This window comes from Rhodococcus sp. IEGM 1372, from assembly GCF_030056835.1.
Lineage (GTDB): Bacteria > Actinomycetota > Actinomycetes > Mycobacteriales > Mycobacteriaceae > Rhodococcoides.
This window is the reverse complement of the sequence record NZ_JASHKS010000005.1, coordinates 67,242-86,925: the sequence shown is the minus strand read 5'-3', so window position 1 is coordinate 86,925 and position 19,684 is coordinate 67,242. Positions and strand designations below refer to the sequence as shown.

The following is a 19,684-nucleotide window of genomic DNA, read 5'->3' as shown; positions in this document are numbered from 1 at the left end:
CCCTGGTAACCTTCGAACCGCACCACACGCCGGTGTAGTTCATTGGTAGAACGCGACCTTCCCAAGGTTGAGAGGCGGGTTCGATTCCCGTCACCGGCTCCACGCTGGCTCCCCTCGAGTCATTCCTGCAGGCTCCACTCCTGCCCCTTCCGAGTCGCTTTAGCCTCGCCCACACCGCTGATTTCGCTAACCCTCCCGAGTCACTGCGGTCACTCCTGAAACAAACCGACCACCGCAGACCATTGGTCGATACCCTTGCTACCGACCAGTAACATAGGCTAATTCATTCATTGTATTCGCAAGAATTCCTGCATTTCAAAAGAAACTTCTGTCGCCTAGTTTGCCGTGCTAGAAATCAAATGTCGACATTTGTTCACCGACATATGACCCTGACAGGAATCCCCCTCATGCGATCACTATTCACAATTGTCGCGGTCGCCCTGACGACGATGGCCGTAGCCGTCTCGTCGGCGACCGCAGCCCCGTCACTGGCCGCGCCCCCGAGAACCCAGGGCGGAGCAGGAACCGTGCTGTGGGAAGACCAATTCAACGGGTACGGCGGACCCGACCCTTCCAAATGGGGGTTTCAGACCGGCCGCTGGGGCGCGAGTTCCGGTGAGCAGCAGTACTATACGGACTCCTGGAACAACGCCAACCAGTTCAACGGCTCACTGAACATCACCGCGCGTCGAGAGACGCCACCGGACCGCAAGCGGGCACCGTACAACTTCACCAGCGCCCGCGTGGTCAGCATGGGCAAGCAATCGGTGACGCCACCGGTCCGCATCGAAGCATCGATCAAGATGCCGAGCGCCCAGGGTCTGCTGCCCGCATTCTGGACCCTCGGTCTACAACCCGGTGGCGAATATTCATGGCCCAGCCAAGGGGAAGTGGACATCGTCGAAATTCCCGGACTGTACGGACCGTCATTCAATTTGCACGGCCCGTCGAAGTGGAACTCCAATCAAGATGTGAAGACCGGCGGCAGTATGAATCCGGTCGGCAACGGATTCCACACGTACCGCATCGACTGGCTACCGAACAGCATCACCTGGTTCGTCGACGGAGTCGCTCGATACTCCTTCACTCAGGCCCAGTACGAGGCGAAGGGCGGCAACTGGAAGGCGTTCTCGGGCGCGTGGCCGCACTACATCCTGTTCAACGTCGCCGTGGGCAACAACTGGACCGGCAAGACGCTGAACAGCACGCCGTACCCGCAGACGATGAGTGTCGACTGGCTGCGTGTGAGTCGCCTCTGACCTGCAGAGCAATCCTTCTCTTCGCACGGGGCCCAGCCACCACGGCTGGGTCCCGTGCGGCGTACGCGCTGGGCACGGTTTCGATCGAAGAACAATTCTTGTGACTTTTCTCAGTCCGCACGCCCACTCATAGGGACATTCCACAGTTACAGGAATACGGTCTATTCATGCGCGGGCCACGGCGAAGTCTGATCACCCTCGTAATCGTCGCTGCCGCTGCGCTGCTGGCACCCTCCGCGCACGCGGGGCCGCTGATGCCCATCGCCGCTGCCCCCGAGCAACCCGATCACGCCGATGCCATCCGCTACGCCGCATCCAATCGCGACGCCGCACCTCCCGGGGCCAACGACATTGGCTGCAAGCCCACTGCGGCGCACCCGAATCCCGTCGTCCTGGTACACGGCACCGACGCCACTGCGTACTCCGACTGGGCCGGCTTCGCACCCATCCTGAAAGCAGCCGGATTCTGCGTCTTCGCCATCAACTACGGCACCTCGCCGGACGGCAAATCCAACGGGTACGGTGTCATCGAAGACAGTGCAGCGCAACTGAAGTCGATGACACTGTCGATACTCCAGGCAACCGGTGCCGAAGCCGTCGACGTGGTCGGCTACTCGCAGGGTGCCGCGGTCGCTCGATACTTCGTCAATAGGCTCGGCGGTTCCTATGTGGTCGACAGATGGGTGGGGATCGCATCACCGACCTACGGCGGCACCATGTACGGAGTTGCGCCCGTCGTACAGGCAGTGCCAGGTGCAACCGGGGTCGTAGCAGGCGAATTCGGCCCAGGGCTCGCCCAACTGATGGCCGGATCCGATTTTCTCGAACGCCTCAATGCAGGCGGCGACACCGTGCCTGGAGTGGAGTACACCTCCATCGCGACGAGGGTCGACGAGGTGATCCAGCCGTACACCAATGCGCTGCTGCGGGATCCGGGAGCGCACAACATCGTGGTACAGGACGTGTGCCCCGATACCGAGGTAGCGCACTTCACGTTCACCTACGACCCCACCGCGCTGCGGCTGGCGCTCAACGCACTCGACCCGGCGAACGCGCGTCCCCCGACCTGCGTACCGGTGCCGCTGGGAGCCGGAATTCTCGACGTCGTCCTCGCCAGCCACTGACCCTCACGTCAGCAGCTGATACGCCCTGAGCCCGACGTAGAGTTCCGCGGCTTGAATCGGATCACGGAAGTCGCGTCCGGTGAGCTCGGCGATGCGACGCAGCCGATACAACACCGTATTGCGGTGGTAGTGCAGCGATTCGGCGGCGTCGCGGGTGGAACCGCCGCACGAGAACCAGGCGTCGAGAGTGTCCAGCAGGCTCTGCCGTTCGGCTCGCGGCAGCGCCAGCAGATCACCGAGTATCTGACGCGAGGCGATGCGGCCCGACGAGGGATCGCGAACCAGCAGCAGCGGTACCGGCACGGAGTCGTAGCGCACCGGCGCGGACGGTGAGGCCGCGTTCGGGGTGCACGACCTCGCCAACCGGGCCTGACCGACGGCATCACCGATACCCGACGGAGACCGGAAGACCGAACTCACCCCCACCCGTCCCGGACACAGCTCGCTCAGCGTGATCAACGCGCAATCGATCTCCGATTCCGTTGCGGCACAGATCAGCCCGACGCTCCCGTCCACCTCGGCGTCCCACACCGATTCGGCACCCGCGGTACGGAGGCGGGAGATCAACCCGTCGATTCCCATCGCTGCGGTCAACGGCTCCTGCGAGACCACCGCGAAGTAGCCATGGTCGGGAATGCGAAACGTGCGCAACGCGTCCGCTGCCGCAGTCGGATTCGCGCCGTGATCGGCGAAGAGCACACGGATGAGGCGTCCACGGGCTTCGGCGCTCTCCCGCGCGCGCATGTCGGCACTCTCTCGATAGGCCTCCGCTGCCTCGTCGGAGTACACGTCGACCAGAGCCCAGACCTGGGCGGCCATGTCCAGCAGCGCATGACTCGCCCGGCCGTCCGAACGTTCCATCAACTCGTCCCAGACCAACCTGCCGCCCAACCGAAAAGCGTGAAGCAGGGCAGCCAGCGGTACCCCCTGCTCCGCCTTGAGTCGGCCCGCGTCCCGAGCCGACTCGAGTCGCATGGGAGCACGACCGGACAGCTTGCCCAGCATCGACGCCAGGTTGCTCCGCGACGCCTCGTAGAGCTGCTCGGTGGTGAGCAGCGTCGATTCCAGGTAGGCGTGCTCGGCCCCCAGGATCCGTCGCACGAGTTCCGTGGCCAGATCGTCGACGCCGTCGAGCATCGTCGCGGCCAGATCGGTCGGTGACGGATGCACGTCGAATTCGGTGGCGGTCATGACAGAACTCTAACCTCACCCGTGTAAGCCACGCCACAGCCAAATTGTGCCGCTGCACAAACCGCTGCATCCGATTGAGAGCCGTGGCCCATAGCGTCCCACGTCCGAGTGCGACCACAATCACAGTGGAAGCGTGTACCCGAACGACGAGTGGAGCCGAGAAGTTGACCAGCGACGTCACCCCACACCTGAAGCCCGTACCGACGCCGGGACCCACCGAGGCAGTCGACTCCGCACTCGCCGATCTGTCCGAGGGAGAGAAGAACTGGGGACGCCTCACCCTGGCCGAGCGCCGTGCCCTGCTCGAGCGCGTGCACGCACTGACCACAGCTCACGCGCAGGAGTGGGTGACGGCGGCAGCGTCGATCAAGAAGCTCGACGCCTCGTCCACCCTCGTCGGAGAGGAATGGTTGTCGGGTCCGTACTCGTTCCTGAACGGACTCGGCACCGTGGCGCACACACTCGCGGCGCTCGAAGCCGGTAGCAGCCCGCTGGCCGGTGCCACGTTCGGAACGGCACCAGGTGGGCGCACGACGGTCTCGGTGCTGCCTCTCAACATCTTCGAGCGCCTCCTGCTCAACGGGTTCACCGCCGAGGTATGGCTGAAGCCAGGAATCGACCGTGCAACCGCACAGCGGACCGCAGGCCTCGCCCAGCTCGATCCCACCCGCACCGCGGGGATCGGAGTGGTACTGGGCGCAGGCAACATCACCTCGATCGCGCCGCTGGACGCGCTGTACGAACTGATCGCGTTCAACCGAGTCGTCGCACTCAAGCTCAACCCCATCATGGATCCACTGTTGCCGGTGTTCGAGAAGGTTCTCGCGCCGCTCGTCGACATCGGCGCACTGCGCCTGCTCACCGGTGGAGCCGACGTGGGCACCTACCTGGTGCAGCACGATCGTGTCGACCACGTCCACATGACCGGCAGCGCCATCACGCACGACGCGATCGTCTTCGGTCCTGGCCCGGACGGAGCTGCCCGCAAGGCGGCCAACGACCCGATCCTCACCAAGGAGATCTCCAGCGAACTCGGTGGCGTCTCGCCCACCATCGTTCTGCCCGGTGAGTGGAGCCGCGCCGACATCGAATTCCAGGCCGAACACATCGCCACCCAACGCCTGCACAACAGTGGATACAACTGCGTCGCTTCGCAGGTCGTCGTACTGTCCTCGGAATGGAAGCAGCGCGACGAGTTCGTCGCCGCCCTGCGCACCGCCCTGGACCGCGCGCCTGCACGAGCGCCGTACTACCCCGGCAGCGACAAGCGAGTGTCCGACGCCACCGCCACCTACCCGTCCGCCGAGCGCCTCGGCGAGCGCGGTGGCCGCGTACTCATCACCGACCTGAACCCCGGTGAATACGCACCGCTGCTGCAGACCGAGTACTTCGCACCGGTCATGGGCATCATCGAATTGCCCTACAGCGGAGCAGCATTCGCCGCCAAGGCGGTTCAGGCCGCGAACGAGGAATTCACCGGCACCCTCGGCATCAACATCATCGGCACCCCCGGCACCATCAAGGGACTCGGGGAGAAGTTCGACACCATGCTCGCCGACCTGCGCTACGGCACCATCGCCGTCAACGCCTGGACGGCCATCGGATTCCTCACCGCAGCAGCCACCTGGGGCGCATTCCCCGGCCACACCGTCGACGACGTCCAGAGTGGAATCGGCATCGTGCACAACGCCTTACTGATCGACGGAGCCGAGCGAACAGTGGTGCGCGGGCCCTTCCGCCCGATGCCGCGCTCGCTGATCAACGGCGAACTCTCCATCTCCCCGAAGCCACCGTGGTTCGTCACCAACAAGACCGCAGCATCGACCGGCAAGCTGCTCACCGCATTCGCGGGAGCACCGTCCTGGTCCAAGCTGCCGGCAATCTTCGCCTCCGCCCTGCGCGGGTAGAACCCACCGTCGACGACCGAAGGACAATCATGAGCTCTCAGCGCACGACGGCCGACTACATCGTGGTGGGCGCAGGTTCGGCAGGCGCGGTGGTGGCCAATCGCCTCAGCGCAGACCCACGCAACGAGGTGATCCTCCTCGAGGCCGGCCCCGAGGACAAGAACAAGTTCGCCCACATCCCCGCGGCGTTCTCCAAACTCTTTCGCAGCGAGGTCGATTGGGACTACCTGACCGAACCGCAACCCGAGCTGCGTGATCGCAGCATCTACTGGCCGCGCGGCAAGATGCTCGGCGGTTCGTCGTCGATGAACGCGATGATGTGGGTGCGCGGATTCGCCGCCGACTACGACGAGTGGGCAGCGGTGTCCGACGACTCGTGGTCTTTCCGAAACCTCGTCGGATACTTTCGCAAGATCGAGAACATCGAGGGCACAACAGCAGTCGACGCCGGCACCGATGGCCCCCTCATCGTCTCCCACCAGCGCAGCCCCCGCGACCTGACGTCGTCGTTCCTCGACGGCGTCGAAGAAGCAGGCTATCCGCTGGAAACCGCGAACCTGCCCGAGCCCAAGGGCTTCACCCGCACGATGGTCAACCAGAAGCGTGGAGCACGGTGGAGCACCGCCGACGCATACCTGCGACCGGCGAAGAAGCGTAAGAACCTGACCATCCTCACCGAGGCACAGGCCACCCGTGTGCTCTTCGAGGGCAGCGCCGCGGTGGGAGTCGAATACGCCTCCGGCGGGCAGACACACACCGTGCGCGCACGTAAGGAGGTGATCCTCTCCGGCGGAGCCATCAACACCCCGCAACTGCTGATGCTCTCGGGCATCGGCGACCAGGAACAGCTGAAGTCGCACGGCATCGCCGTCCAACACCACGCGCCCGGCGTCGGGCAGAACCTCCTCGACCACCTGGCCGCCCTCATCGGCTGGAAAACCGAAAGCGACTCCCTCTTCCACGCCGAGAAGATCCCCGAGTTGGTCAACTACCTCGCGCGCCGACGCGGCATGCTCACCTCCAACGTCGCCGAGGCGTACGGCTTCATCAAGAGCCGCGAGGACCTGGCCCTGCCCGACCTCGAACTCATCTTCGGACCGGCACCGTTCTTCGACGAGGGACTCGTCGGCCAGGACTCGCACGCCGCCGTCATCGGCGCGGTACTCGTCAAACCCGAGAGCCGCGGCGAGATCACCCTCCGCTCGGCCGACCCGTCGGCCAAGCCCGTCGTCGAACCCCGCTACCTCAGCGACCCCGGCGGACTGGACCGCAAGGCGATGATCGAAGGCCTGCGCGCCTGCGTCGCCATCTCCGAAACCCCGTCGTTGAAGGGACTGCTCGGCGACGTCGTACGCCCCAGGGTGGCGTCGAACATCTCCCCGGCGGACCTGCTCACCGAGGCCCTCGAACAGAATGCGCACACGCTGTACCACCCCGTGGGCACTGCACGTATGGGCAACGACCCCGCCAGTGTCGTCGATCCCGAGCTGAGAGTGCGGGGCGTCGATCGCCTTCGCGTCGCCGACGCGTCGATCATGCCCAGCATCATCCGCGGACACACTCACGCGCCGTCGGTGGTGATCGGCGAACGAGCTGCGGACCTGATCCTTCGTTGATCCCGAGTGAACCTTCGGAAAAATTCCGGTTTGATAGTCCGGTTTGTTGGGTAACAGGTGGACACGATCCCTTGCAAGGGATCGAGATGGAACCCATCCGCTCGGCAAGCAGCGCCGAATGACCCACAACGCTCGAGAGACGAGCACGGAAGGTTGACCGACATGTTCACTGTTCGTAAAGCTTTGGCCGCCACCGCAATCGGTGCACTCACCATCGTCCCGCTTGCCGCATGCTCCAGCGACGAGGCGTCCGACACCGTCGACAACGCCACCTCCTCGGCAGCGTCGGCCATGGAAACCACCGAGAGCGAGCCCGAGCCCGCAGCCGAGGTCCCCGACCTCAGCAACGGTGTCGACACCGCAGTTGCACTCGATCCCGGCTTCACCGGTGCGCTGACCACCCTGGGCCTCACGCCCGGCGTCGTCGGAACCGCCACTCTCGCAGACGGATCCATCCGCTTCCCGATCACCGGCGGAGACGTCAAGTACTGGGAGCCCGGCACCGTCGACCCCTACGTCCAGGGCGAGATCATGCACGACGGCAGCGGCCTGTCGCTGACCGCCGGCGAGACCGTCGTCGAGCTCATCAACTTCGACATCGATCCCGGCACTTCGCTTCTCACCGGTGACGTCATGGTCAACGGCGAGGAAGCTGCCGCAGACGCAGTTCTGTTCGATCTCGACGGCCGCACCCTGCAGCCGCTCGCTACCGGACCGGACAACACCGCAATCCTGCAGGGCACCCAGGTGAAGATCTCGGAGACCGCTGCCGGACTGCTCAACAGCACCTTCAACACCGATGCTGTGACCCCGGGACTGCTCGTGGGCGTTGCGACCATCACGGTCAGCACTGCCTAATCATCTCCTGAACGCCCGTGCGCGAGTTGTCGCCGTGAAAACGGCGGCGCTCGCGCACGGGTGTTTGCATCGCACGGTCAGGAATCACGAATGAGAGCCTTCACGAAGATCTACGGTGGACACCCGCTGCACGCGGTCGGTCTGCTGCTCTCGTTCGCACTGGTCGGGTACGTCGTGACACTCATGGGGCCGCAGGCTCTGTGGAACAGCGACGTGTGGTGGAAATCCGTTCTGGTGTGGTTCTTCGGATCGGTACTGCTGCACGACGCCGTACTGTTCCCGCTCTACTCACTGGCCGATCGGCTGCTCACCGGCATTCCGCGTCACCGCCTGGCCGTGTCACCGGTGAACTTCGTTCGAGTTCCCGCACTCGGAGCCGCCCTGACCTTCCTGATGTTCTTTCCCGGCATTCTCTCTCAGGGCGCGCAATCGTACCGAGCCGCAACCGGTTTGACCCAGGAACCCTTTCTCGGACGTTGGCTCGCACTGACCGCCGTGTTGTTCACCGTGAGCGCAGCCGCCTACTTCACCCGATGGACCCTCGTACGGAGCCGAGCATGAGCGTCACCGCCGATACACTCTTCAACCGCGCAGCAGCCGGACTACCCTGCTGGATAGGCGATTCCGACGGCAGCAGGCAGCAGCTTCCCACCGAGCGTTGGATGGGTGGCAGCGCCTCGTCGGCCGAGGATCGCCGCGCGGATCACGCCATGCTCAGCCGCTGTACCGGCCCCACGATCGATCTCGGCTGCGGTCCGGGTCGACTCACCGAAGCACTTGCTCGACGCGGCGTTTCGGCACTCGGTGTCGACACCTCCCGAGCTGCAGTCGATCTGACCATCGGACGCGGCGGCAACGCCGTTCTCCGCGACCTCTTCGAGCCACTGCCCGACACAGGCAACTGGTCGTGTGTCCTCCTCGCGGACGGAAACATCGGCATCGGCGGAGACCCGGTGCGTCTGCTTCGCCGGGCCGCCGACCTGCTCGCCCCCCACGGGGCCGTCATCGTCGAAGTGGATGCGCCCAGCGACACGGGAATTCGCCATCGCACCGTTCGATGGGAAACCGACACCATGGTCGGCGACTGGTTCGCCTGGTCCAGTGTCAGCGCCGACGCCACCGCAGATCTCGCCGGTGCCGCAGGCCTGCGAGTGGTGGACGTGGCACCGATCCACGGGCGTTGGTTCGCTCAGATGACGCTGGCCCCGTTCACCAATTCGTGAACAGTAGATGATTGATCGCCAACGCGCCGATCACCTGCAGCGCCAACCAGAAACGATGCGTCCGGATCGGCAACACAGCAGGTGCGATCAGCATCCACATCGCGAAGGGCAACCAGATTCTCTCGGTCTCGGCTTTGCTCAACTGGCTCAGATCCGCCATGACCACTGCCGCGATGCCCGAGATCACCAACAGGTTGATCGGCTCCAGCCGGGTGAGTATCCGTGGGAACGCCGCGGGCACAGCCACACCCAACGCACAGAACAGCGCCGCGAAGTTCGCCCAGCCCCAGTACTCGAACGGCCGGTCCTTCGCGATGCCCTGGTAGTAGCGCTCCTGCACCAGCAAGTAGCCGTCGTACCACCAGAATCCGTACGCGGTGAAGATCCCGGCAACGATCAGCGCACCGATCAGCGCGCCGAGGAACGGCAGAATCCTTCGCCCGGCGATCAGCACCGCGACCGCAGGCAGGCCCATCAACACCAACCCGTAGTTGAGGTAGACGCCGAAACCGAGCAGCACTCCCGCACCGATCGACGCGGGCCACAGGTAGCGCTTCGTCGAGATCGCCAGCAGCGCAATTCCCCACGCGGCGACACCGGCGTAGAACGCATCGGCAGAGACGGCGATCCAGATCGCGGCCGGGGCGATGGCCACGAACGGTGCTGCCCGCCGTGCGATGCTCTCGTCGCCGAGGACCCGAAGCGTGAGTACCAGCGCCACAGCGGCACTCGTGCCGACCAGCACACAGAGTGTCGCCGCCCAGGCTCCACCGCCGAGGCCGAGACGGTCGAGCCACACGAAGGTGAGCAGTGCGCCGGGGGGATGACCCGACACATGCGTCGTCCACGAATCGGCCTGGTAGTCCAGAATGCGTTCGGAGAATCCGCGGAGCGTGGCGGGAATGTCGGTGATGCCGGGCACTTCGTGCAGGTACTCGTCCGTCGATGCCAGCCGGTTCACGAAGCCGCGCTTCCAACCGTCCACCATCGCCAGCGACATCGTCCATGCCGCCGACGCGCCCCACACCACGAACAACAGTCGCGTCCACGACAGTCGGCGTGCGACCGTCGGCCCCCACAGCACGGTGGCGACGGCGATCAGAACGGCGACAGGAGTTCCCCATCCCACGTGAATCTCGCGGAAGCCGAACAGCGGTGCCGCATCGGCGAAGTCACGTACCTGCTGCGGAGTTCTGTTGATGATCGGGGTGACGAGTTCGTTTCCCAGGTACGGAACGACGAATGCGACCACGACGAGCACGACGGCCAACGTGCCTGCGACGGCTTCTCTCCAGTAACGGATAGTCTTTTCTCCCTGCGGACTTGAAGGCGAACGGGACTTCGGACCAGCATATCGACCGACGGTGATGGAGGATGAGCAGATGGACAACGACGCGACGGGGCGGGCCGAGATAGCCGTCATCGGCGGCAGCGGCTTCTATTCGTTCTTCGGGGCCGACGCCGAGGAGGTAGTGCTCGACACCCCCTACGGCGCTCCGAGCGCCCCGATCACGTTGGGCGAGGTGGAAGGTCGCCGAGTGGCGTTTCTGCCCCGACACGGCCGAAATCACGAGTACTCACCGCACACGTTGCCGTACCGCGCCAACATGTGGGCGCTGCGGATGCTCGGGGTGAGCCGAGTGTTCGCCCCGTGCGCGGTCGGATCCCTGGTGGCCGAGTACGGCCCGGGCACCGTCGTGATTCCCGATCAACTGGTCGACCGAACTTCCGGGCGAGCACAGACCTACTTCGACGAGGGCGGGATTCACGTCGAATTCGCAGACCCGTACTGCCCGACGCTCCGCAAGTCCGCGGTCCAGGACTCGGCGATCGACGGCGGTGTCATGGTCGTCGTCGAGGGTCCTCGGTTCTCCACTCGTGCCGAGAGCCAGTGGTTCGCCCGCCAGGGTTGGACGCTGGTGAACATGACCGGCCACCCCGAGGCAGTTCTGGCTCGCGAACTCGAACTCTGCTATGCACCGATCGCATTGGTGACCGACCTCGACGCCGGCATCGAGTCCGGTCAGGGCGTCAAGGCGGTGGACGTGTTCGCCGAGTTCCAGAAGAACATCGAGCCACTCAAGGCACTGGTGCGCTCGGCCATCTCCGACGCTCCCACCGGCGACTGCCCGACCTGTCGGGTGCACACCGGCCTCACGCTGCCGATCGAGCTGCCATGACCCGGGTACTGCTCACCGGCGCAGCCGGATTCATCGGCGGTCACATTCGCGATGCCGCAGCCGCCTCCGGCCACGAGATCGTTGCCGTCGACGCCATGCTGGAATCGGCTCACGGCCCAGGAGCGCGAGCCGACGGAATCATCGATCTCGATGTGCGCGACAAGGACTCGCTCGTCGACGCATTGCGCGGGGTGGATGTCGTGTGTCACCAGGCCGCCGTCGTCGGAGCCGGCGTCGATGCCGCGGATGCCCCCGCCTACGCCAGCCACAACGACTACGGGACGGCAGTTCTGCTCGCCGCGATGTACGAGGCCGGCTGTTCGCGCCTGGTTCTCGCCTCGTCGATGGTCGTGTACGGCGAAGGGCGGTATCTCAATTCATCGGGCGAGACCGTAGTTCCGCCGCCCCGCACCCGCGCCGATCTCGATGCCGGCCTGTTCGACAATCGCGATCCGAGGTCCGGTGAGCCCCTCGATTGGCTTCTGGTGGAGGAGGATTCGTTACTCGAACCGAGGAGCATCTACGCCGCGAGCAAACTGGCACAGGAGAACTACGCCTCCGCGTGGGCGGTATCGACGGGCGGCTCGGTGATCGCACTGCGGTACCACAACGTCTACGGACCGAACATGCCCCGCAACACCCCGTATTCCGGTGTGGCAGCGATGTTCCGCTCGTCGCTGGAACTCGGCCAGGCCCCGACCGTGTACGAGGACGGCAAGCAGGCCCGCGATTTCGTGCACGTTCACGACGTCGCAGCGGCCAACATCGCGTCGATCGACGCAGAGACCGAGGGCTTCACCGCCCTCAACGTCTGCTCGGGACAACCGATCACCATCGGTGAGGTCGCCACGATCCTCGCCGAAGCACGCGGCGGGCCTACACCCGAGATCACCGGACGCTACCGAGCCGGCGATGTACGGCACATCGTCGCCAGTTCCCGACTGGCCGAACAGACCCTGGGATTCCGCGCGAAGATCATGCCGAGGGACGGTCTCACCGCATTCGCCGACGCACCGTTGCGCGACGCCGAGGGCACGGGACCACCCCGTGTCTGAACAGAAATCGGTGACCGTCGTCATCCCCTGCATGAACGAGGCCGAATCGCTTCCCGCAGTACTCGATTCGGTACCGGCGGGCTACTCCACGATCGTGGTGGACAACAACTCCACCGACGCGACCGCCGCCGTCGCCGCAGCCCACGGAGCCACGGTGATCTCCGAAACCGTGCCCGGCTACGGCGCAGCAGTCCACGCGGGCGTCGTCGCAGCCGACACCGACATCGTCTGTGTCCTCGACGGAGACGGCTCGATGGATCCGCGTGACCTGCCGACCCTCGTGACGGCCCTCGATCACGCGGACCTCGCCGTCGGTCGCCGTCGACCGGCGAAGGGAAGCTCACCCCTGCACGCCAGGATCGGCAATGCCGTTCTCTCACTTCGACTTCGCACCAAGTACAAGCTGCCCGTGCACGACCTCGGAGCTATTCGCGCGGTACGCCGTCAGGCACTGCTCGACCTCGGCGTCACCGACCGCCGCTCGGGCTATCCACTGCAGCTGCTGGTACTGGCGGCCGAAGCCGGCTGGACCGTCGTCGAACACGACGTGGTCTACCGACCACGGACAGCCGGAACGTCGAAGGTCTCGGGATCGGTGAAAGGAACGATCGTCGCCGTGCGGGATTTCTGGAAGGTGCTCTCGTGACCGTCACCGCTCTCGTCGTCGCCAAAGCCCCCGTACCCGGGCTGGCCAAGACACGCCTCGCCACCACGATCGGCGACGCCGCCGCAGCCGAACTGGCGGCGGCCTCGCTGCTCGACACCCTCGACGCCGTCTCGGCCGCCGACGTCGATCGCCATGTCGTGGCCCTCACCGGCAATCTCGCCGACGCGGCTCGCGCCGACGAACTGACCCGCGCGCTGGCGTCGTTCACGGTCGTAGCGCAGCGCGGCGACGGACTGGGCGAACGACTGGCCAATGCCCACGCCGACGCGGCCACCACCGGTTCCGTACTGCAGATCGGCATGGACACCCCTCAGGTCACGGCGCACTTGCTGTCCGACGCGGCCGCGCAACTCGGCAGCAGTGACGTACTCGGATTCGCCGAGGACGGCGGCTGGTGGGCGCTCGGCCTGCGCAACCCCGAACTCGCTCGGTTCTTGCTCGACGTGCCCATGTCCGCCCCGTCGACGGGCTCCGACACACTCGATGCCTTGACCGCGGCCGGGGCGTCGATCACGATGCTCCCGGAATTGCGCGATGTCGATTTCGAGTCCGATCTCGAAGCGGTGGCGCAATTGTGCGCACCGAACAGTCGGTTCCATATTGCCGTCGGAAAAGTTGGTAATTGAAAGGGGCCTCGGTCCGTTCCGTCAGGTCTGTTTCGACCGAAATGCCGCATCGAGGCCGCAACCTCCACATCCGTTGTGGAACAGCACCTTCGATCTGCCCGAATTGCCGGACCGCACGCGACCAATATCGAATCGCAACAAAGCTGAACCACCGTTTCACGGCTATTTCACAGACACAGGTGCTAGAAAGTGTGACATGACCGGGTTGTTGATAGGCGTAGCCGTCTGGATGGTGTTCGCGACAGTCGTCGCCACCGTCCTCGGCCGCGTCGCGCGCCGGGGTGACTCCGAGGAATTGGGGTCGACGATCGAGTGGGACGTCGAGGCTCTCGAGCACGAACTTCACCACGAGAACTGACGGCGTTCAGTCGACCCGCTCGACGATCTCGGTGAGAATACGAGCCGCTGCGGCCAGAGTCTCCCGCTGCTGCGGCGTCAATTCGTCCAATTGTTCCGCCAGCGCGATTTCCCGAGCGGCAACCTCCTGCCGCGCAGTCGCCGTTCCCGCATCGGTCAGCAGAAGAACCACCTGCCTGCCGTCCGTCGGATGCGGCTCCCGGCTCATCAAACCCAACTCGACCAAGGCGTGCGACGACCTGGACACCGACGGCGGCTTGATCCGCTCGCGCGCCGCCAACTCCCCCGTCGTCATCGGACCCTCACGAAGCAACGTCGTCAGAATCGACAGCTGAGCGACGGGCAATCTGTCGCTGGAATGGCGCAGTCGGAGTCTCCGATTCAATCGCATTGCACTGACGGACAAATCCCTCGCCAGCCGGGAATCGGGCAGATCACTCACGCTGTCCAGATTACGACACCGAGGTGCATTCGCCCGATTTCCAGAAACAGCGGATCACTCGATTTATTCCGCCTCGAACAAACCGCTGATATGGTTCTCGTCGGTTGCCGGGGAGTGAAATCGAAGTGGGGGAGATCGTCGTGCGTCGCGTGGGTTCCAGAGTCTTGACCGTTGCCACCATGGCCGTAGCCACGTCGCTACTGGTCACCGGGCCCAACGCCCTCGCCAATCCCAATGCGGTCAATCCCATTGCCGGACTCAACGGCACGTTCGGGCTGCCGCAGCTTCAGGGTCGCGCACAAGCCGTCGCTCAGGTGACCGGTATCTCGAGTCCCAACAACACGCAGAACGTCAACATGATCGGCACCGATCTCGGCATCATGTGGGACAACGGCCGCGGCGAGGTGCTGACGGCATTCGGTGATACCGCCGGCCTCGGCGTACCCAACCTGCTGCAGGGCAGCCTGTGGTCGTGGCGCAGCAACGCCATCGTGCGGAGCAACGACCGGAACCTCGCCGACGGCATGAACTTCGACAGCGTCGTTTTGGACCCGATCGGCCAGACCAAAGAGGTCGTCCCCAGCCCCAAGATCCCGTTCGTCGAGATCAGCCGAATCCCGACGGCAGGCGTGGCCGTCGGCGACAGCCAGTACCTCAACCTGATGTCCGTGAAGAACTGGGGACCGCCGGGAACCTGGGAGACCAACTTCTCCGGCCTGGCCGTGTCGAACGACAACGGGGAGAACTGGGCAGCACTACCGGACACCCAGCGGCCCAGCGTCGGCGGCGACCGCAACTTCCAGCAGAGCGCCTACCTGAAGGACGGCGGCTACGTCTACCAGTACGGCACCCCGCCCGGTCGCTTCAACCTCGGCCACGTCGCTCGCGTCAAGGAACAGGACATCGCCCGGCTCGGCGAATACGAGTACTGGACCGGCCAGGACTGGAAGAAGGGCGACCCGGCCGCGGCCGCCCCCATCGTCGGCGGCGTCGGCGAACTGTCCGTCGCGTACAACGCAACCCTCGGTCAGTACCTGATGATGACGACCGACAACGCCAACTCGATCGTCCTGCGACGCTCACCGTCACCCGTCGGGCCGTGGAGCCCACCGGAGGTTCTGGTCGACACCCGCGAGGTCAGCTCCATCTACGCGCCGTACATCCATCCCTACTCGACCGGCCGCGACCTGTATTTCCTGGCGACGGTCTACCAGAACTACAACGTGCTGCTGCTGCGCGCGACGCTGTAGGAACCGCCACTAGGCTTCCGAAGGTGGACGCCGCAGACTGGGATCGCAAGTACGAAGGCCGAGAACTCGTCTACGGCGAGGCACCGAACGCGACGCTCGTCGAAGTCGCGACGACGCTCGAGCGAGGTCGCGCACTGGATCTCGCGTCCGGCCAGGGTCGCAACGCGATCTGGTTGGCAACCCGCGGCTGGACCGTCGACGCCGTCGATTTCTCCTCGGTGGCGCTGACGAGGGCGAACGACGTGTCGTCTTCGGCACCGCGATCGGTGCGCGAGCGACTGACCTGGGTCCACGCCGATGTGACGCAGTTGTCAACCGAACCGAACTATGACCTGGTTCTCATGTTCTATCTCCACTTACCCCCGAACGAACGGCAGAAGGCCGTTTCGGTCGCCGTTTCCGCGCTGAAACCTGATGGAATCCTCATGATTCTCGGACACCATTCCGCGAACATCGACTCCGGCGTCGGTGGTCCACAGGAAGCCGAGATCCTCTACACGCCAGAGGATTTGGCGTCGGACATCGGTACTCGGCTGACCATCCTCACTGCCGAAAACCGCTATCGCGACGTGACCGGCGGCACAGCGATCGACGCATTGCTACTGGCGAGTAGGCCTCCCCTTGGCAGCGAACCGGATCGGGGGTAATATCCGTTAAGTTACCGACGAGTAGCTAACTTGGGCGGTACTCACGAGACCGCACCACCGACTGGAGAGCGAACGAGCAATGGGCCATTACAAGAGCAACCTCCGGGATCTCGAGTTCAACCTCTTCGAGCTTTTCGGACTCGACGAGACACTCGAAGGCGACAACTTCGGCGACATGGACGGTGAAGTAGCCCGCGACATGCTGCGCGAGGTCGTACGCCTCGCCGAGGGACCGCTGGCCGAGTCCTTCGCGGACGCCGACCGCAACCCGCCCGTCTTCGATCCCGAAACCCACAGCCTGAAGCTGCCCGACTCCTTCAAGAAGTCGTTCAAGGCGCTCTACGACGGCGAGTGGTGGCGCGTCGGCCTCGACGAAGAAGTCGGTGGCATGGCAGCACCCCGCAACCTGCTCTGGGGCATCAACGAGATGCTCCTCGGATCGCAGCCGGCCGCGTTCATGTACTCCGCAGGCCCCGGATTCGCAAACATCTTGTACCACAACGGAACCGACGAGCAGAAGGAATGGGCCAAGGTAGCCGTCGAGCGCGGCTGGGGTGCCACGATGGTCCTGACCGAGCCCGACGCCGGATCCGACGTCGGCGCAGGTCGCACCAAGGCGATCAAGCAGGACGACGGCTCGTGGCACATCGAAGGCGTCAAGCGCTTCATCACCTCGGCAGTGTCCGACGACCTCTTCGAGAACATCTTCCACCTCGTACTCGCCCGCCCCGAAGGTGCCGGACCCGGAACCAAGGGACTGAGCCTGTTCTTCGTGCCGTCCATCCTCTTCGACTTCGAGAAGGGCGAACTGGGCGAGCGCAACGGAGCCTTCGTCACCGGCGTCGAGCACAAGATGGGCCTAAAGGCCTCCGCCACCTGTGAACTCACCTTCGGTGGCAACGGCATTCCCGCCAAGGGCTGGCTCGTCGGCGAGGTCCACAAGGGCATCGCGCAGATGTTCGACGTCATCGAGCACGCTCGAATGATGGTCGGCACCAAGGCAATCGGCACCCTCTCCACCGGCTACCTCAACGCACTCGAGTACGCCAAGGAGCGCGTCCAGGGCGCAGACCTGACGCAGATGACCGACAAGACCGCTCCCCGCGTCACCATCACCCACCACCCCGACGTGCGTCGCAGCCTGATGATGCAGAAGGCGTACTCGGAAGGCCTGCGTGCGGTGTACCTCTACACCGCCGCACACCAGGATCCGGTCACCGCCAAGCAGGTCTCGGACGCAGACGCCGACATCGCATACCGCGTCAACGACCTCCTGCTGCCCATCGTCAAGGGTGTCGGCTCCGAAATCGCCTACCAGGTACTCGCAGAATCCCTGCAGACCCTCGGCGGCTCCGGGTTCCTGCAGGACTACCCCCTTGAGCAGTACATCCGCGACGCCAAGATCGACTCGCTGTACGAAGGAACCACCGCCATCCAGGCGCAGGACTTCTTCTTCCGCAAGATCGCCCGCGATCGCGGTGTGGCGCTGGCTCACGTTGCCGGACAGATCAAGTCGTTCATCGACAGCGAAGCAGGAAACGGTCGCCTCAAGGCCGAGCGCGCACTGCTCGCCACCGCACTCGAAGACGTGCAGGCCATCGTCACCTCGATGACCCAGCACCTCATGGGCGCACAGGACCAGCCCACCGAGCTGTACAAGGTCGGTCTGGCATCGGTGCGCTTCCTCATGGGCTTCGGCGACCTGCTCATCGGCTGGCTGCTGCTGCGTCAGTCCGAGATCGCCATCGCCGCACTCGACAACGGCGCAGAGGGCAAGGACAAGGCGTTCTACGAGGGCAAGATCGCAGTGGCCTCGTTCTTCGCCAAGAACATCCTGCCGCAGCTCACGGCGACCCGCGCCATCCTCACCAACATCGACAACGACATCATGGAACTGGACGAAGCAGCATTCTGATTCCCTGAACTCTTCGGCGGCCGCACTCGTTCTCGAGTGCGGCCGTTGTCATATGTACGCCGGGGCGGTGGTGTCGCGGCGGGGCCCGGGTTTGCCGCAAAAGCGCGCGCATTTGATTGGGAGGCGGGGGTGCGAGCCCCAGCCGCCGCAAAAGCGCGCGCGTTTGTCAGATGAGCGGGGTTGCAAACCCCCAGCCGCCGCAAAAGCGCGCGCGTTTGTCAGATGCGCGCGAATTCTGCCGAATACTCAGGCAATTTCGAGTGCATTCGGCGAATGCGCGCGCATTTGCGGGCCGCACGAGGTACTCCGCACCGTCCCTCGTGGTGGAGGCAGGGCAGCAGCCCGCTCCACAGCTCGGGCCACGCGCGCCACCAGCTCCGCCGGATTCGCCAAATCTGCCCACGTCCAGCGCACGACGGGATAGCCGAGATCGCGCACCGCGTCCTCCCGCACCTTCTCCCTGAACACCACGTCGCCGGGGTGCTCATCCTGCCGTAGGTACTTGGTGTACTTGGCTTTACCATCGAACTCGCACACCACGACGCCATTGACCAGCCAATCGATCCGCGCCACCGTCCGCCCGTCCGGATCCAGGATCTCCACCTGCGATTCCACGTCGAATCCGTTCTCACGCAGAATGACTCGACTCTGAGACTCGCCGGGGTTTTCGCTCCGCCCGTCCATGAGAGAAATGGCTCGTCGCGCCTGCGCCACACCTTTCCATCCCCGAGCACGCTGCAACTCCGACTCAAGCTCCTTCGGATCGCAGCGCTTCAGAGCTGAGTCACCTGCGATCACCGCCGACAGAAGCGGCTCGGTACGGGCAAGGTCGACAACCGTCCGCGCCAATGAGGTCACGGGAATTCCGTCGACGGTGGTGCTGGGTACCCACGGCGCACAGTGCACGATCACCGCTGCACTCGTTCGACCTCCGCCGCGGCGGCGTCGGGTGACGTGAACTTTGTAATATCCGCCCGTGGGCAAGGGTAATTCGTGCAGTAGCGCCGCCGAACGGTGACTCACCGTGCTGCCGTCCGCAATCATCGGAAATACGGCGTCGATCAACAGCCGATGCCGCTCCTGCTCCGAAAGGCCGGCCAGCCTCGACGTCGGAACGTAGACGCCATTCACCAAACGCTCCCAGCCCCCGCGTTCATACATTGCTCGCAGCTCGTGATCGGCATTGCCATCGGCAAGAGCCTCCGAGCGTCGCACCATTCGGTCATCCCTCATCCTCCGAGTCTCGACCATGCGCGCACCGATCCGAGGACGAAAGTACCTGCCTGTGTACAACTTCGGACCTGTGGATGAATACAGGTACGGGGGTACCAGTTCGCTGTGCCGTCGGAGCCGCAAACGCGCGCGCA

Annotated in this window: 19 protein-coding genes and 1 tRNA gene; 16 read left to right on the top strand and 4 right to left on the bottom strand. The window is 64.6% G+C overall.

Going from position 1 to position 19,684, the window contains the following annotated elements; all coding sequences use genetic code 11:
• Nucleotides 1-28 precede the first annotated feature (28 nt).
• The 3 genes from QM590_RS08350 (at nt 29) to QM590_RS08340 (ending at nt 2,383) form a co-directional block, all read left to right on the top strand.
• A tRNA-Gly gene (locus QM590_RS08350) sits at nt 29-102 on the top strand.
• A gap of 305 nt (nt 103-407) precedes the next feature.
• Nucleotides 408-1,259, top strand: coding sequence for a glycoside hydrolase family 16 protein (locus QM590_RS08345; RefSeq protein ID WP_082898707.1), 852 nt, complete (start codon nt 408-410; stop codon nt 1,257-1,259).
• A gap of 167 nt (nt 1,260-1,426) precedes the next feature.
• Nucleotides 1,427-2,383: an esterase/lipase family protein gene (locus QM590_RS08340; protein WP_269594513.1), complete on the top strand. Its 957-nt coding sequence runs from the start codon at nt 1,427-1,429 to the stop codon at nt 2,381-2,383.
• A 3-nt stretch (nt 2,384-2,386) separates the two neighbouring features.
• Here QM590_RS08340 and QM590_RS08335 read toward each other — a convergent pair whose 3' ends face one another.
• Nucleotides 2,387-3,574: a PucR family transcriptional regulator gene (locus tag QM590_RS08335; RefSeq protein ID WP_094640608.1), complete on the bottom strand. Its 1,188-nt coding sequence runs from the start codon at nt 3,572-3,574 to the stop codon at nt 2,387-2,389.
• Nucleotides 3,575-3,762: 188 nt separating this feature from the next.
• Between QM590_RS08335 and QM590_RS08330 the strand changes: the two genes are divergently transcribed.
• The 5 genes from QM590_RS08330 to QM590_RS08310 all read left to right on the top strand — a co-directional run bounded on the left by QM590_RS08330 (nt 3,763) and on the right by QM590_RS08310 (nt 9,178).
• Nucleotides 3,763-5,481, top strand: coding sequence for an aldehyde dehydrogenase family protein (locus QM590_RS08330; protein WP_411741315.1), 1,719 nt, complete (start codon nt 3,763-3,765; stop codon nt 5,479-5,481).
• 29 nt (nt 5,482-5,510) lie between these two features.
• Entirely contained in the window at nt 5,511-7,097 is a 1,587-nt protein-coding gene (locus tag QM590_RS08325; RefSeq protein ID WP_269594511.1) for a GMC family oxidoreductase, read from the top strand.
• Nucleotides 7,098-7,259: 162 nt separating this feature from the next.
• Nucleotides 7,260-7,955, top strand: a complete 696-nt coding sequence (locus tag QM590_RS08320) for a hypothetical protein (protein ID WP_149406994.1) — start codon at nt 7,260-7,262, stop codon at nt 7,953-7,955.
• Between the two features lie 90 nt (nt 7,956-8,045).
• Entirely contained in the window at nt 8,046-8,516 is a 471-nt protein-coding gene (locus QM590_RS08315) for a hypothetical protein (RefSeq protein ID WP_269594510.1), read from the top strand.
• The gene (locus tag QM590_RS08310) at nt 8,513-9,178 is read left to right on the top strand and encodes a methyltransferase domain-containing protein (RefSeq protein WP_269594509.1); all 666 of its coding nucleotides are present in this window, start codon (nt 8,513-8,515) and stop codon (nt 9,176-9,178) included. Before QM590_RS08315 ends, QM590_RS08310 begins: the two co-directional genes overlap by 4 nt.
• On the opposite strand, the gene QM590_RS08305 is transcribed toward QM590_RS08310, so the two are convergent.
• Nucleotides 9,165-10,448: a glycosyltransferase family protein gene (locus QM590_RS08305; RefSeq protein ID WP_269594508.1), complete on the bottom strand. Its 1,284-nt coding sequence runs from the start codon at nt 10,446-10,448 to the stop codon at nt 9,165-9,167. The two genes, QM590_RS08310 and QM590_RS08305, sit on opposite strands and share 14 nt — an antisense overlap.
• A 112-nt stretch (nt 10,449-10,560) precedes the next feature.
• Between QM590_RS08305 and QM590_RS08300 the strand changes: the two genes are divergently transcribed.
• The 5 genes from QM590_RS08300 to QM590_RS08280 all read left to right on the top strand — a co-directional run bounded on the left by QM590_RS08300 (nt 10,561) and on the right by QM590_RS08280 (nt 14,064).
• Nucleotides 10,561-11,358 carry an S-methyl-5'-thioadenosine phosphorylase gene (locus tag QM590_RS08300; protein WP_269594507.1) on the top strand — a complete coding sequence of 266 codons (798 nt, stop codon included), beginning with the start codon at nt 10,561-10,563 and terminating at the stop codon, nt 11,356-11,358.
• Nucleotides 11,355-12,413: an NAD-dependent epimerase/dehydratase family protein gene (locus QM590_RS08295; RefSeq protein WP_269594506.1), complete on the top strand. Its 1,059-nt coding sequence runs from the start codon at nt 11,355-11,357 to the stop codon at nt 12,411-12,413. Before QM590_RS08300 ends, QM590_RS08295 begins: the two co-directional genes overlap by 4 nt.
• On the top strand, nt 12,406-13,059 hold the full coding sequence (locus QM590_RS08290; protein WP_082898705.1) for a glycosyltransferase: 654 nt from the start codon (nt 12,406-12,408) through the stop codon (nt 13,057-13,059). Before QM590_RS08295 ends, QM590_RS08290 begins: the two co-directional genes overlap by 8 nt.
• Nucleotides 13,056-13,706 (top strand): TIGR04282 family arsenosugar biosynthesis glycosyltransferase, encoded by a 651-nt coding sequence (locus QM590_RS08285; protein WP_269594505.1) that lies wholly within the window; start codon nt 13,056-13,058, stop codon nt 13,704-13,706. The genes QM590_RS08290 and QM590_RS08285 overlap by 4 nt, the downstream gene beginning before the upstream one ends.
• A 196-nt stretch (nt 13,707-13,902) precedes the next feature.
• Nucleotides 13,903-14,064, top strand: a complete 162-nt coding sequence (locus QM590_RS08280; protein ID WP_176460173.1) for a hypothetical protein — start codon at nt 13,903-13,905, stop codon at nt 14,062-14,064.
• A gap of 6 nt (nt 14,065-14,070) precedes the next feature.
• Here the strand turns inward: QM590_RS08280 and QM590_RS08275 are convergent, their stop codons facing one another.
• Nucleotides 14,071-14,505: a MarR family winged helix-turn-helix transcriptional regulator gene (locus QM590_RS08275; protein ID WP_269594504.1), complete on the bottom strand. Its 435-nt coding sequence runs from the start codon at nt 14,503-14,505 to the stop codon at nt 14,071-14,073.
• A gap of 179 nt (nt 14,506-14,684) precedes the next feature.
• On the opposite strand from QM590_RS08275, the gene QM590_RS08270 reads away from it, so the two are divergent.
• From QM590_RS08270 to QM590_RS08260, 3 genes are all read left to right on the top strand, one after another.
• Nucleotides 14,685-15,755, top strand: a complete 1,071-nt coding sequence (locus QM590_RS08270; protein ID WP_149406988.1) for a glycoside hydrolase family 183 protein — start codon at nt 14,685-14,687, stop codon at nt 15,753-15,755.
• 23 nt (nt 15,756-15,778) lie between these two features.
• Nucleotides 15,779-16,402 carry a class I SAM-dependent methyltransferase gene (locus tag QM590_RS08265; protein ID WP_269594503.1) on the top strand — a complete coding sequence of 208 codons (624 nt, stop codon included), beginning with the start codon at nt 15,779-15,781 and terminating at the stop codon, nt 16,400-16,402.
• A gap of 79 nt (nt 16,403-16,481) precedes the next feature.
• A complete protein-coding gene (locus QM590_RS08260; protein WP_149406986.1) occupies nt 16,482-18,317 on the top strand; it encodes an acyl-CoA dehydrogenase in 1,836 nt (611 codons plus the stop codon).
• Nucleotides 18,318-18,563: 246 nt separating this feature from the next.
• Here the strand turns inward: QM590_RS08260 and QM590_RS08255 are convergent, their stop codons facing one another.
• Nucleotides 18,564-19,175 (bottom strand): hypothetical protein, encoded by a 612-nt coding sequence (locus QM590_RS08255; RefSeq protein ID WP_269594502.1) that lies wholly within the window; start codon nt 19,173-19,175, stop codon nt 18,564-18,566.
• Between the last annotated feature and the right edge of the window lie 509 nt (nt 19,176-19,684).

Coding starts and splice junctions, on each gene's coding strand:
- QM590_RS08345 (WP_082898707.1), top strand. CDS start 408: ATGCGATCACTATTCACAATTGTCGCGGTCGCCCTGACGACGATGGCC.
- QM590_RS08340 (WP_269594513.1), top strand. CDS start 1,427: ATGCGCGGGCCACGGCGAAGTCTGATCACCCTCGTAATCGTCGCTGCC.
- QM590_RS08335 (WP_094640608.1), bottom strand. CDS start 3,574: ATGACCGCCACCGAATTCGACGTGCATCCGTCACCGACCGATCTGGCC.
- QM590_RS08325 (WP_269594511.1), top strand. CDS start 5,511: ATGAGCTCTCAGCGCACGACGGCCGACTACATCGTGGTGGGCGCAGGT.
- QM590_RS08320 (WP_149406994.1), top strand. CDS start 7,260: ATGTTCACTGTTCGTAAAGCTTTGGCCGCCACCGCAATCGGTGCACTC.
- QM590_RS08315 (WP_269594510.1), top strand. CDS start 8,046: ATGAGAGCCTTCACGAAGATCTACGGTGGACACCCGCTGCACGCGGTC.
- QM590_RS08310 (WP_269594509.1), top strand. CDS start 8,513: ATGAGCGTCACCGCCGATACACTCTTCAACCGCGCAGCAGCCGGACTA.
- QM590_RS08300 (WP_269594507.1), top strand. CDS start 10,561: ATGGACAACGACGCGACGGGGCGGGCCGAGATAGCCGTCATCGGCGGC.
- QM590_RS08295 (WP_269594506.1), top strand. CDS start 11,355: ATGACCCGGGTACTGCTCACCGGCGCAGCCGGATTCATCGGCGGTCAC.
- QM590_RS08280 (WP_176460173.1), top strand. CDS start 13,903: ATGACCGGGTTGTTGATAGGCGTAGCCGTCTGGATGGTGTTCGCGACA.
- QM590_RS08270 (WP_149406988.1), top strand. CDS start 14,685: ATGGCCGTAGCCACGTCGCTACTGGTCACCGGGCCCAACGCCCTCGCC.
- QM590_RS08260 (WP_149406986.1), top strand. CDS start 16,482: ATGGGCCATTACAAGAGCAACCTCCGGGATCTCGAGTTCAACCTCTTC.